Here is a 13,065-nt window from a genome sequence, read left to right as displayed (position 1 = left end):
CGCGTACCGTAAGGGGGCGACGATGAAACCATTGCTGGAAGTCCTCATCATTCTTGATGCGCTCGATAAAGAAGGGAGCTTTGCTGCGGCTTCGGCAAAGCTCTTTAAGACGCCGTCTGCCCTCAGTTACACCGTCCACAAGCTGGAAAGCGACCTCAATATTCAGCTGCTTGACCGCAGCGGGCATCGGGCAACCTTCACTCGCACCGGGCAATTGCTGCTGGAGAAAGGCCGGGAAGTGCTGCATACCGTTCGGGAGCTTGAGAAGCAGGCGATTAAGCTGCACGAAGGCTGGGAAAACGATCTGGTGATTGGCGTGGATGACACCTTTCCTTTCTCGCTTCTGGCACCGCTGATTGAGCAATTCTATGCAAAGCACAACGTCACGCGGCTGAAATTCGTTAACGGCGTGCTCGGTGGCTCATGGGATGCGTTAATCCAGGGCCGCGCGGATATGATTGTCGGCGCGCTGCACGATCCACCAGCTCTTAGTGATTTTGGCTTTGCTCCGTTGGGCCAACTGGAGCAAATCTTTGTCATTGCCCCGCATCATCCCCTGGCGCAAGAAGCCGAGCCGATAAGCCGTAAAACCCTGAAACGCTATCGTGCGATTGTGGTGGGTGACGGCATGACGCCCGACTGCCCGGCATTTCAACAATTGCTGGACGATCAGGAAGCGATTACGGTTTTTGACTTTAAAACCAAGCTTGAGCTGCAAATCAGCGGCCTTGGCTGCGGCTATTTACCGCGTTATATGGCGCAACGGTTTCTCGAGAGTGGCGCATTAATTGAAAAACAGATTTCGGCTCATGTGCCCTTTGATACCGTCTGGATGGGCTGGAACGAGCAGACGGCGGGGCTTGCCAGCAGCTGGTGGCGGGAAGCTGTTTTAGCAAATAATGCTATCGCGGCTGTTTACAATCGCATCGGTGATGGATTATCAGGCAGTTAGCTAAAAGAATTCTCTTACGCAGCCCTCATTCTCTTGTGTTTACGTGGGGATGAGGGCAAAATACGCGCCAGAAAAAAAAGAGTAACCGACGCAATTTAAAAGTGGCGTCGGTTATTTTTTTGTTTTCAGACACTCATACAAACAAGAGGCCGGGCTTCGTACCGGATAGATACTTACTAAAAATCGACAGTTGTTGTCGCCGAGGAAATCCAAAAAATGGGGCAATTTTTTGCTTACGCGACGGTTATCACCGTAAAGGGGAATAGCCATGTCGCATAACGTTACTCCAAACACCTCTCGCGTGGAATTACGTAAGTCTCTTACGTTGATTCCGGTTGTTATGATGGGTCTTGCCTATATGCAGCCTATGACGCTGTTCGATACATTTGGTATCGTATCTGGACTGACCGATGGTCACGTCCCGACAGCTTATGCATTCGCTCTGATAGCCATCCTGTTTACTGCGTTAAGTTACGGTAAGCTGGTTCGCCGCTATCCGTCTGCAGGTTCAGCCTATACCTACGCCCAGAAATCCATTAGCCCGACGGTTGGCTTTATGGTGGGTTGGTCTTCGCTGCTTGATTATCTGTTTATGCCGATGATCAACATCCTGTTGGCGAAAATCTATTTTGAAGCCCTGGTGCCGTCGGTGCCGTCATGGATCTTTGTTGTCGGTCTGGTGGCCTTTATGACCATCTCTAACCTGCGCAGCATTAAGACCGTGGCTAACTTCAACACCCTGATTGTGGTCCTGCAGATGGGGATCGTGGCCGTTATCGTCGGCATGATCGTCTGGGGCGTACACAACGGAACGGGTGCTGGCACGCTGACAAGCAGCCGTCCGTTCTGGTCTGAAGGCGCGCATATCACGCCGATGATCACCGGTGCGACAATCCTGTGCTTCTCGTTCCTCGGCTTTGACGGTATCTCTTCTCTGTCTGAAGAGACCAAAGATGCAGAGCGCGTAATCCCAAGAGCTATCGTGCTGACAGCTCTGATTGGCGGTGCGGTATTTATCGTTGCTTCTTACTTCCTGCAACTGTACTTCCCGGACATTTCGCGCTTCAAAGATCCAGACGCGTCACAGCCAGAAATCATGCTGTACGTTGCCGGTAAAACCTTCCAGTGGTGTGTGCTGATTTTCTCCAGCGTCACCGTTCTGGCTTCTGGTATGGCGGCGCACGCAGGTGTTTCTCGTCTGATGTACGTCATGGGTCGTGACGGCGTGTTCCCGAAAAGCTTCTTCGGTTATGTGCATCCGAAATGGCGTACTCCGGCGTGGAACGTGCTGCTGGTAGGTGCTATCGCACTGCTGGCTATCAAGTTCGATTTGGTTACCGCGACAGCGCTGATCAACTTCGGTGCGCTGGTGGCGTTTACCTTCGTGAACCTGTCCGTTATCTCACAGTTCTGGATCCGCGAGAAGCGTAACAAGACGCTGAAAGACCACTTCAACTACCTGATTATGCCGGTATGTGGTGCTCTGACCGTTGGTGCGCTGTGGATTAACCTCGAAGAGAGTTCGATGGTTCTCGGCCTGATTTGGGGCGCAGTCGGCCTGATTTATCTGGCCTGTGTGACCCGCAGCTTCCGTAACCCGGTGCCGCAGTACGAAGATATCGCGCAGTGATCCTGACGCAATAAAAAACCGGAGACAGTGTCTCCGGTTTTTTTATGTCTGCAATCTGGCCTCAGACGATATCCTGCGCGTACTGATACAGTGCTTTCAGCAAAGCCAGCTTCTCGTTGTCCCCTTCATACTGCCCGTACAGCGCTTCCAGCTCCTGCGCATAAGCTTGCAAAAACTCCGGCGTAAAGACATTGCGACGATGCTGCAACCAGCGTTCCTGCTCGGCTTCATCCAGTGTTCCCGGGAAGTTACGCGCGCGGTAGTTAAATAACAGCTTCTCAATTCGCGAGTCGGCAAAGGTCAAATCCAGCGCCGGCAAATTACGCGGTTCCGTTTCCAGCAGGATTTTCATCGCCGTGCGATCCGCATCGCTAAAGAATCCGTTATAGAGCTGTGTATCGACGTTTGGCGACGGGACAAACGGTTCTGCTTCAGCAAAGATAGCGACGACTTTGTCGCGCACCTGCGGGTTTTCACGCAGCACTTTCAGGTTATCCAGACACTGCTGGCGATGAATGCCCAGTCTGTCAGCATCTTCAGGACGCAGCGTGTTTGCCTGCGCCAGAATCGGGCATTTATTCAGATGAACCAGTTTGACCGGGACGGCAGCTAACTCGCCCAAATCCGCTTTTGGCGTATACAGACGCTCACGCAGCTGATCGGCATCCAGTTCCAGCAGCGGAGAAATATCACCCGCCAGGTCGACCATGATCACCGCGTTTTTGTTATCAGGATGCCACGCAAGGGGCGCAACCCAACTGGTGTTGCCGCGCCATGCGCCAAACATCCCAGAGATGTGCACCAGGGGTTTCATCTGTGGCACATCAATCAGCGTCGCAAGTTTGTTCTTGCCGCGGTAGGTATAGAGATACTCAAACAGGCGCGGTTGACGTGATTTCACCAGTTTTGCCATCGCAATGGTGGCGTAAACATCGGCCATCGCGTCGTGCGCGTTGCTGTGCTCAATCCCGTTGGCTTTGGTCAGATGCTCAAGACGGAAGCTCGGCAAGCCTTCTTCATTTTCAGGCCAGTTGATCCCTTCCGGACGAAGCGCGTAACAGGCGCGCATCACATCAAGCAAATCCCAGCGTGAATTATGGTTTTGCCAGCTCCAGGCATACGGATCGTAGAAATTTCGGTAAAAAATGTTGCGGGTCACTTCGTCATCGAAGCGCACGTTGTTGTAGCCCACGACGCAGGTTTTCGGCACCGTAAACAGGTCGTGAATGCGTTTGGCAAAAGCCGCTTCATTTTCGCCTTTCGCCAGCGCTTCCTGGGGCGTAATACCCGTGATCATCACCGCCTGTGGCTGGGGTAAATAATCGTCGGCAGGCTTGCAATAAAAGACTTCCGGTTCACCGATAATGTTGAAATCGCTGTCAGTGCGGATGGCCGCAAACTGTGCCGGCCTGTCCAGCTGTGGGCTGGTACCGAAGGTTTCATAATCGTGGAACAGAAATCCAGGTTGCGATGGCGTTTCTTGCATGAGCTGTCAGTAATCCGTAAGCGCGAAAGGCGGTAATGGTAAACGATTTGCCCTGGCATCAGAAGGGCACGGGTTCAATCCCGCGGCGTATCTCGCAGGAAATGTCATACTTTCTTGCAATTTAACGCTGTCAGTAAAGCGTAACTCCCGTAAAAAGAACGGCGAATAAAAGAAAGTAGAGGATTTGCTGTTGAAAGGCCGTTTGTTTGTCGCTGTATCTTTGCTCGCTTCGAGCATCTCCTGCGCCGTTGCCGCAGATTATATCCCCGCACCGGTTCAGCCACCGGCCATTCAGGCAGGTTCCTGGGTGCTGATGGATTACACCACGGGCCAAATTCTTACCGCCGGTAATGAACACCAGCAGCGTAACCCCGCCAGTCTGACCAAGCTAATGACCGGCTATGTGGTCGATCGCGCTATCGACAGCCACCGTATTTCACCGGATGACATGGTCACGGTGGGACGCGATGCGTGGGCGAAAGTGAATCCTGTATTTAACGGTTCCTCGCTGATGTTCCTCAAAGAAGGTGACCGCTTAACCGTGCACGACCTCAGTCGTGGTCTGATTGTGGATTCGGGTAACGACGCCTGCGTGGCGCTGGCTGACTACGTCGCAGGCGGGCAGCCGCAGTTCGTCACCATGATGAACGATTACGTGAAGAAGTTGGGCCTGAAAGACACCCATTTTGAAACGGTGCACGGGCTTGATGCGCCAGGCCAGCACAGTTCTGCCTACGATTTGGCCGTGCTTTCCCGGGCGATTATTCACGGCGAGCCAGATTTCTACCATATGTACAGTGAGAAAAGCCTGACCTGGAACGGCATCACCCAGAACAACCGTAACGGGTTGCTGTGGGACAAAACCATGAATGTGGATGGCCTGAAAACCGGGCATACGTCAGGCGCAGGCTTTAACCTGATTGCATCGGCAGTGGATGGCAAACGCCGTCTGATTGCGGTCGTCATGGGGGCCGACAGCCCGAAAGGGCGTGAAGATCAGGCTCGCAAGCTGCTGCAATGGGGCCAGCAGAATTTCGACACCGTGCAAATTCTGCATACGGGCAAACAGGTCGGTACGGAACGCATCTGGTACGGCGATAAAGAACAAATCAGTCTTGGCACTGACCAGGATTTCTGGCTGGCGCTGCCAAAAGCGGAAGTACCGAACATCAAAGCCAAATACGTGCTGGATAAGAAAGAGCTGGACGCACCGATTGCGGCCCATCAACGCGTCGGGGAAATTGAACTCTATGATGGCGACAAGATTGTGGCTCACTGGCCGCTGGTGACGCTGGAAAGCGTTGGCAAGGGCGGAGTCTTCTCACGCTTTAGCGACTGGCTGCACCATAAAGCCTGATCCATTTAATACGCTGCCGGGTGGCGTTTTTGCCCGGCGGCACTGCGTTTGCGCGGGCCTACAGGACGGATTTGTAGGCCGGGTAAGCGCAGCGCCACCCGGCAATTCCCCTGGTCATCAACCCATATTGAAGGCCTCTGACTTTCCCGTTCTGTGAAATATCGCACATACTCCTTCAGGGCTGTTTGCTAGATTTTATATGTATATTTATCCAGTAAACTTGTGTGCGGAGGACGTATGGATTACAGCATTACCCAGCAGCAAAAACGCGTCGTGGCGGGTTTTCACATGGTTGGTCCATGGGAACAAACCGTTAAGCAAGGCTTTGAGCAACTGGCTATGTGGGTCGACGGTCAAAAGATCCCAGCCAAAGAGTGGGTGGCGGTGTACTACGATAACCCGGACGAAACGCCCGCAGAGAAGCTGCGTTGCGATACGGTGGTCACAGTCGATGAGGGATTTGCTATCCCGGCCAACAGTGAAGGCGTGATCATCACCGAAGTCGCCGCAGGTCTTTATGCCAAAGCCCCTGCCAGGGTTATTGATCACGACTTCTCCACGCCGTGGTATCAGTTCTTCAATAGCGTGCTTGAAGATAAAGATCACGAGCTTGCGGACAAACCCTGCTTCGAGCTCTATCTGAATGACGGTAACAAAGACGGGCACTGGGATATTGAGATGTACGTGCCTGTTAAGCGCCGGGGGGGTTAAGGTAAAAGTCCTGGTTTTAGCAGGGTTTTTTGCACATCCGTGATGCCAGAAGCAGAAAAGCAGATACAATTGTGTTTTAGCCCTGGCGGAGAGCGGGTGTGCGCGCCGATAAATCACTGAGTCCTTTTGAAATTCGTCTGTACCGTAATTATCGCATTATTCACGGTATACGTATTTCGCTGGCATTTATTCTGACCTTTCTTCTGGTTCGCCTGCTAAACATCCCGGAAGGCACGTGGCCTCTGATCACCCTGGTGGTGATCATGGGGCCCATTTCATTCTGGGGCAACGTGGTGCCTCGTGCCTTCGAGCGTATCGGCGGAACAATCCTCGGCTCTGTTCTTGGGCTGGTGGCGCTCAAGCTGGAACTGATGTCTCTGCCCTTAATGCTATTATGGTGCGCGGCGGCGATGTTCCTTTGCGGCTGGCTGGCGCTCGGTAAAAAACCTTATCAGGCATTGCTGATCGGCATCACGCTTGCGGTGGTGGTGGGTGCGCCACCAGGCGATATGCACATGGCGCTGTGGCGAAGTGGCGACGTTATCATTGGCTCATTGCTGGCGATGTTATTCACCGGTATCTGGCCACAGCGAGCTTTCATTCACTGGCGCATTCAGATGGCCAGTTACGTCACAGAGTTCAACCGTCTTTATCAGACAGGGTTCTCGCCGAACTTGCTTGAACGCCCGCGTCTGGATCGCCATCTGCAAAAAATCCTCAATGACGTGGTCAAAATGCGTGGGCTCATTACGCCCGCCAGCAAAGAAACGCACATCCAGAAATCTATCTTTGAAGGCATTCAGACCGTTAACCGCAACCTGGTCTGCATGCTTGAACTGCAAATCAATGCGCACTGGGCGTCCCGCGCCAGCCACTATGTGATGCTGAATGCCCATACCCTGCGCGACATGCAGCACATGACGCAACAGACGCTGCTGACGATTGCCCATGCGCTTTACGAAGGGAATCCGCAGCCGATTCTGGCGAACAACGAAAAGCTCAATGAGATAGTCGCAGAACTGCGCCAGCTGGTCAGTGACTACAAAGGCGACAACCTGGCAGAAACCCCGATGCACGGCTATGTATGGTTAAGTATGGAGCTCGCCAGACAGCTGGAACTGCTGTCGCATCTGATTTGTCGCGCGTTGCGCAAATAACGCCCACACGGTCACGGTTTGCGGTGTGCTTGTTTCGATTCAGCAACGTTTAGGGTTATGATGAACCCAGAGCAAAAACCATTGTCATTCGCGGCCGCTAGCAGTTATGTTTACCCGTAGCGGCTGTTTTACGAATCCGAATCTCAATTATCAGGGGTGTCAAAATGGAAACAACTAAGCCTTCATTCCAGGACGTACTGGAGTTTGTTCGTCTGTTCCGCCGTAAGAACAAGCTGCAGCGTGAAATTCAGGACGTTGAGAAAAAGGTCCGTGACAACCAGAAACGCGTTCTGCTGCTGGACAACCTCAGCGACTACATCAAGCCAGGCATGAGCGTAGAAGCGATTCAGGGCATCATCGCCAGCATGAAAACCGACTATGAAGATCGCGTTGACGACTACATCATCAAAAACGCTGAACTCTCTAAAGAGCGTCGCGAGATCTCCAAAAAGCTGAAAGTGATGGGCGAACTGAAAACCGCCGAGCCGAAAGCAGAGTAAGATTCAAAGAGCGGTGATCATCACCGCTTTTTTATTGCGCCAGACGCGCAAAAGCAAAAAGCCTGCTCGAAAGCAGGCTTTTTAAATTTGGCTCCTCTGACTGGACTCGAACCAGTGACATACGGATTAACAGTCCGCCGTTCTACCGACTGAACTACAGAGGAATCGGTTAGGTGGCTAATCTTAGCGGCGAAAAAATTTTTGTCAAACCCCAATTCGCGCCTTTCTGCACGACTGACGGTTCCGTCAACAATTTGTTGTATTTACCCACAATTATCGGTGAATTCCACGTTGCAGGTTTTCGGATTCTCCCTCATCATTTAAAACGTGGTTTCAACTTTCTCTCTAAGGCACCCCTTGAAGCTCTCTGCCGCTGTAAGCCAGGCCGTCACTCGCACAACCTGGTATAAAAATCGCAAAACGTACCGTGTTCTGTTCTGGCGTGAAATCACCCCTCTTGCTGTGCCCATCTTTCTGGAAAACACCTGCGTCCTGTTAATGGGCGTACTCAGCACATTTTTGGTGAGCTGGCTGGGGGCTGACGCCATGGCAGGCGTTGGGCTGGCTGACAGTTTCAATATGGTGATCATGGCGTTTTTCGCCGCGATTGATCTCGGTACAACAGTGGTGGTGGCCTTCAGTCTCGGCAAACGTAATCGTAAGCAGGCGCGAGCCGCAGCGCGCCAGTCGTTGGTGATTATGACGCTATTCTCGATCATTCTTGCGGTCGTGATCCATCTGTTTGGCCGCGAAATTATTGAGGTGGTTGCCGGAGCAGCCACGCCGCACGTTAAAGAGCTGGCACTGACCTATCTGGAATTGACCGTATTGAGTTACCCGGCAGCAGCCATCGCGCTGATCGGCAGCGGAGCGCTGCGTGGGGCAGGGAACACCAAAATCCCGTTGCTGATTAACGGCGGGATGAACATCCTCAACATTATTATCAGCAGCATTCTTATTTACGGTGTCTTCTCGTGGGACGGACTAGGCTTTGTGGGCGCCGGGCTGGGCTTGACGATTTCGCGTTACATCGGTGCCGTAGCGATTGTGGCGGTGCTGGCTGTGGGCTTTAACCCGGCGCTGCGTATTCCGCTTAAGAGCTACATCAAGCCGCTGAACTTCGCCATTATCTGGGAGGTGATGGGGATTGGCATTCCAGCCAGTATTGAGTCGGTGCTGTTTAACAGCGGGAAACTGCTGACGCAGATGTTCGTGGCCGGAATGGGCACTGACGTTATTGCCGGTAACTTTATTGCTTTCTCCGTCGCCTCGCTGATTAACCTGCCGGGTAACGCATTGGGTTCGGCGTCGACCATCATCACTGGCAAACGTCTCGGTAAAGGGCAGATTGGTCAGGCGGAAAAACAGCTGCGCCACGTCTTCTGGATGTCGACGATTGTGCTGACCGCGATTGCGTGGGGAACCGCGCCCTTTGCCGGGCTGTTTGCTTCCTTCTATACGCACGAAGCGGACGTGAAAGCGGTGGTGAAAGAACTGCTGTGGCTGAACGCCGCGTTTATGCCTATCTGGTCGGCCTCATGGGTGCTTCCGGCAGGGCTGAAAGGGGCTCGTGACGCACGCTTCGCGATGTGGGTATCGATGTTCAGTATGTGGGGCGCGCGCGTGGTGGCCGGTTATCTGCTGGGCATTGTGCTCGGGATGGGCGTTGTGGGCGTCTGGCTGGGGATGTTCCTGGATTGGGCTGTACGCGGCGCAGCGTTCTACTGGCGAATGATCAGCGGGCGCTGGTTGTGGAAATATCCGCGCGTCCGGAGTGAATAAAAATGCCGGGTGGCGGCTTCGCCTTACTCCGGCCTACGAATGACTTCGGCGATGAATAAAAAAACGCACAAGGGGGGATCTCCCTTGTGCGTCGGGCAAAACACCAGAGCTCATTACACCCCAAGGCGATCGCGAAGACTGTAGTAAGCGGCTCCCATGGCCGTGAACGGAATACGGAAGGTACGGCCGCCCGGGAACGGATAGTGCGGCAGGTTGGCAAAGGCATTGAAGCGTTCTGCATCACCCCGCAGCAGTTCGGCAATCAGGCGGCCTGCCAGATGGGTATAAGTGACACCGTGACCACTGCAACCCTGGCTGTAATAAATATTGTTATCCAGACGCCCCACCTGCGGCAGGCGGGAAAGCGTCAGCAGGAAGTTACCCGTCCAGCTGTAATCAATTTTCACGCCTTTCAACTGCGGGAAGGTTTTCAGCAGGTTTGGCATTACCAGACGTTCGATATCCGCTGGATCACGTGCACCGTACACTACGCCGCCGCCGTACAGCAGACGGTTATCCGCAGTCAGACGGTAGTAATCCAGCAGATAGTTACAGTCTTCCACGCAGTAATTTTTCGGGATCAGTGAGCGGGCAACGTCTTCGCCCAGCGGCTCAGTGGTGAGCACCTGGGTGCCGCACGGCATGCTACGTTTCGCCAAATCCGGCTCCACTTTATCGCCAAGATAGGCGTTGCCCGCCACGACCACATACTTCGCTGTGACCTGGCCTTTTTCCGTGCTGACAACGGCCGGGGTGGTGTGCTGGATCTTCGTCACCGGTGATTGCTCATAGACGCGCCCGCCGTTCAGACGAATCGCGTTAGCTTCACCGATGGCGAGGTTGAGCGGATGAATATGGCCGCCGCTGTGATCCAGCAGAGCGCCCACATAGCGATCGCTGTTCACTTCGCGTTTCAGCTCGTTGGCATCCAGCAGCTCCAGCTGGGTATTGCCGTAGCGTTCCCAGTTGGCTTTCTGATCTTCCAGTTTTTCCAGCTGCTTATGGTTCATCGCCACAAACAGGCCGCCGGGACGATAGTCGCAGTCAATCTGGTAGCGTTTGATGCGTTCGCGAATGATCTCCCCGCCTTCAAACATCATGCTGCCGAGCATTTTTGCCGCTTCCGGGCCGTAGTTGCGTTCAATCACGTCAATATCGCGGCTGTAGGAGTTAACCAACTGGCCGCCGTTACGTCCGCTGGCCCCGAAGCCAATACGCGCCGCTTCCAGCAGCACCACGTCATAGCCCATTTCGGACAAATGCAGCGCAGCGGAAAGCCCGGTGTAGCCGCCGCCGACCACACACACGTCGCAGGTGACGGATTCGTTCAACTGCGGAAACGGTTCATACTGGTTAGCGCTTGCGGCGTAATAGCTGGTGGTATGTTCAGTCATGATTAAGGCTCCAGGGCAATCCAGATAGTTTTCAGTTCGCTAAATTTTTCCAGGGCATGCAGGGACTTATCGCGTCCGTTGCCGCTCTGTTTGTACCCGCCAAACGGCACGGTCATGTCGCCATCGTTGTAGTTATTGACGAAAACAGACCCTGCTTTCAGGCGGCGGCTCATGCGATGCGCACGGGAAAGGTTGCTGGTCCACACTGCTGCGCCCAGGCCATAGTCGCTGTCGTTAGCCAGTTCCAGCGCCTGTGCTTCAGAGGTGAAGCGGGTAACAACCAGCACCGGCCCGAAAATTTCATCACGCCCCACGCGGGCTTTCGGATCGGTATCAACAAAAATGGTCGGGCCGATAGCGGCAGGGTGCTTGCCGTCGCGGCCATCCAGCGCCAGTTTGCCTTGCGTTTCGCCATCGCGAATAAAGCTGTGAACGGTGTCGGCGTGGGCGTTATCAATCAGCGTGCCCATGGTGGTGTTTGGATCGAGAGGGTTGCCCGGCTGCCAGTTTTTGGCCTGCTCTTTAAGTAGAGCGATAAACTCATCGGCGATGCTCTCTTCCAGCAGCAGACGAGTTCCCGCGATACACACCTGGCCCTGGTTATAGAAGATGCCTGCGGCTGTTGTCGCAGCGGCTTTAGGCAGATCCGGACAGTCAGCGAATACGATGTTGGCGCTTTTGCCGCCAGCTTCCAGCCACACGCGTTTCATGTTGCTGTCGCCCGCATCTTTCAGCAGTTGTTTACCTGTGCGCGTTGAACCCGTGAAGGTGATCACGTCGACATCAGGATGCTGAGAGAGCGCCTGGCCCGCTTCATGACCAAAACCTGGAATCACGTTGAACACGCCATCAGGTAGCCCGGCTTCTTTCGCCAGTTGCGCCATGCGAATAGCGGTCAATGGCGATTTTTCAGAAGGCTTAAGGATAACGCTGTTGCCAGTTGCCAACGCCGGGCCTAATTTCCAGCAAGCCAGCAGCAGAGGGAAGTTCCAGGGCACCACGGCGGCAATCACGCCAACCGGCTCGCGAACAATCATCGCCAGTTCATTCACACCGGTGGTCGCGACTTCACCATAGACTTTATCGATCGCTTCGGCATACCAGCGAATAGCGCGGGTAGCGCCGGGAATATCATCACGCAGGCTATGGCGAATAGGCTTGCCGGTATCGAGCGTTTCCAGCAGTGCCAGCTCCTCGTGATGCTGCTCCATTAAATCCGCCAGCTTGTTCAACACGGCTTTACGTTTAGCCGGGGAGGCCTGCGACCAGTCACCGCGATCAAACACTTCGCGTGCAGCGCGAACGGCGATGTCCACATCTGCTTTTTTGCCGCGTGAAACGTGTGCCAGAGTGCGCTGTGCGGCAGGATCGACAATATCGAACGTGCTGCCATCCTGAGCCTGACAATATTCGCCGTTAATAAACAGACGCGTTTCTGGCGTGGCGTTATTCGCTTTGTCCTGCCAGTAATTCAGATGTTGAAAGTCCATGGTAACTCCTTCTGATAAATGCAATTTTTTGCCGCGGCCACGAAATTCAGGCTGCAAAATGCCCCAGGAAATGAACCCTGTTAAAAAAGCATCGTTTAAGATGGCCTGAGAAACTCAGGCCAGAAGGAAGTCAGAACGTGGTGGGGGTATGGGCGCTGATAATGCGGCAAATGCCTGCCGAGGTGTTGCTGAAGCTGTGCGGTATGCCGGTGTTAATGGCATAGCTTTGCCCTGCAACGAGGTGATAATCCTGGCCGTTGATGGTCAGTATCACTTCACCTTCCAGTATCGTGCCTATCTCCTCACCCTGGTGTTTGATCCTCTCCCCGGTGGTTGTCCCCGGTTGGTAAGTCTCGAAGATCATTGCCAGTGTACGGTTCGGATTTCCGTTGTGTACCAGCTTCATTGAAACACCCTGACTGCCGATCTCAATCAGGTCATCCTGATTGATAACCACCTGCGGCTCATCAGGTTTTTCCGGTTCCGCGAAGAACTCGGAGAGCGACAGCCCGTAGACTTTCAGCAGCTTTTGCAGCGTACTGATGGCAGGACTGACTTTGTCCTGTTCTATGGTGCTGATGGCGCTATGCGTTAATCCAGACAGTT

At 53.8% G+C, this 13,065-nt stretch carries 11 protein-coding genes, 1 tRNA gene and 2 pseudogenes; 9 read left to right on the top strand and 5 right to left on the bottom strand.

Annotation, left to right across the window (positions count from 1 at the left end):
• Positions 1-22: 22 nt before the first annotated feature.
• The 3 genes from ACRCWW_RS17090 to ACRCWW_RS17080 all read left to right on the top strand — a co-directional run bounded on the left by ACRCWW_RS17090 (position 23) and on the right by ACRCWW_RS17080 (position 2,582).
• The gene (locus tag ACRCWW_RS17090; RefSeq protein WP_438683466.1) at positions 23-952 is read left to right on the top strand and encodes a LysR family transcriptional regulator; all 930 of its coding nucleotides are present in this window, start codon (positions 23-25) and stop codon (positions 950-952) included.
• 216 nt (positions 953-1,168) lie between these two features.
• Positions 1,169-1,231 (top strand): membrane protein YoeI, encoded by a 63-nt coding sequence (gene yoeI, locus ACRCWW_RS17085; protein WP_330986102.1) that lies wholly within the window; start codon positions 1,169-1,171, stop codon positions 1,229-1,231.
• Positions 1,221-2,582 carry an APC family permease gene (locus ACRCWW_RS17080; protein WP_438683465.1) on the top strand — a complete coding sequence of 454 codons (1,362 nt, stop codon included), beginning with the start codon at positions 1,221-1,223 and terminating at the stop codon, positions 2,580-2,582. The genes yoeI and ACRCWW_RS17080 overlap by 11 nt, the downstream gene beginning before the upstream one ends.
• 61 nt (positions 2,583-2,643) lie before the next feature.
• Here the strand turns inward: ACRCWW_RS17080 and sbcB are convergent, their stop codons facing one another.
• A complete protein-coding gene (sbcB, locus tag ACRCWW_RS17075; RefSeq protein ID WP_438683464.1) occupies positions 2,644-4,068 on the bottom strand; it encodes an exodeoxyribonuclease I in 1,425 nt (474 codons plus the stop codon).
• Positions 4,069-4,258: 190 nt separating this feature from the next.
• On the opposite strand from sbcB, the gene dacD reads away from it, so the two are divergent.
• From dacD to ACRCWW_RS17055, 4 genes are all read left to right on the top strand, one after another.
• Entirely contained in the window at positions 4,259-5,425 is a 1,167-nt protein-coding gene (gene dacD / locus ACRCWW_RS17070) for a serine-type D-Ala-D-Ala carboxypeptidase DacD (RefSeq protein WP_438683463.1), read from the top strand.
• Positions 5,426-5,662: 237 nt separating this feature from the next.
• A complete protein-coding gene (sbmC, locus tag ACRCWW_RS17065) occupies positions 5,663-6,136 on the top strand; it encodes a DNA gyrase inhibitor SbmC (protein WP_438683462.1) in 474 nt (157 codons plus the stop codon).
• A 98-nt stretch (positions 6,137-6,234) separates the two neighbouring features.
• On the top strand, positions 6,235-7,293 hold the full coding sequence (locus tag ACRCWW_RS17060) for an FUSC family protein (protein ID WP_438683461.1): 1,059 nt from the start codon (positions 6,235-6,237) through the stop codon (positions 7,291-7,293).
• A 164-nt stretch (positions 7,294-7,457) separates the two neighbouring features.
• Positions 7,458-7,793: a DUF496 family protein gene (locus ACRCWW_RS17055; protein ID WP_097161971.1), complete on the top strand. Its 336-nt coding sequence runs from the start codon at positions 7,458-7,460 to the stop codon at positions 7,791-7,793.
• Between the two features lie 88 nt (positions 7,794-7,881).
• Here the strand turns inward: ACRCWW_RS17055 and ACRCWW_RS17050 are convergent.
• Positions 7,882-7,957: transfer RNA gene (locus tag ACRCWW_RS17050), tRNA-Asn, on the bottom strand.
• Positions 7,958-7,966: 9 nt separating this feature from the next.
• Between ACRCWW_RS17050 and ACRCWW_RS17045 the strand changes: the two are divergent.
• Positions 7,967-8,065: pseudogene (locus ACRCWW_RS17045) on the top strand (DUF5951 family protein); the annotation flags it as partial.
• Positions 8,066-8,111: 46 nt separating this feature from the next.
• Positions 8,112-9,575, top strand: a pseudogene (locus tag ACRCWW_RS17040) (EmmdR/YeeO family multidrug/toxin efflux MATE transporter).
• Positions 9,576-9,688: 113 nt separating this feature from the next.
• Here ACRCWW_RS17040 and ACRCWW_RS17035 read toward each other — a convergent pair.
• The 3 genes from ACRCWW_RS17035 to puuR all read right to left on the bottom strand — a co-directional run bounded on the left by ACRCWW_RS17035 (position 9,689) and on the right by puuR (position 13,063).
• On the bottom strand, positions 9,689-10,969 hold the full coding sequence (locus tag ACRCWW_RS17035) for an NAD(P)/FAD-dependent oxidoreductase (RefSeq protein ID WP_438683460.1): 1,281 nt from the start codon (positions 10,967-10,969) through the stop codon (positions 9,689-9,691).
• 2 nt (positions 10,970-10,971) lie between these two features.
• Positions 10,972-12,459, bottom strand: a complete 1,488-nt coding sequence (gene puuC / locus ACRCWW_RS17030; RefSeq protein ID WP_438683459.1) for an aldehyde dehydrogenase PuuC — start codon at positions 12,457-12,459, stop codon at positions 10,972-10,974.
• Between the two features lie 130 nt (positions 12,460-12,589).
• Positions 12,590-13,063, bottom strand: a complete 474-nt coding sequence (puuR, locus tag ACRCWW_RS17025; RefSeq protein WP_438683458.1) for an HTH-type transcriptional regulator PuuR — start codon at positions 13,061-13,063, stop codon at positions 12,590-12,592.
• Between the last annotated feature and the right edge of the window lie 2 nt (positions 13,064-13,065).

It is taken from the genome of Scandinavium sp. (assembly GCF_051650185.1).
Lineage (GTDB): Bacteria > Pseudomonadota > Gammaproteobacteria > Enterobacterales > Enterobacteriaceae > Scandinavium.
This window is presented reverse-complemented; position numbering and strand designations above follow the sequence as displayed.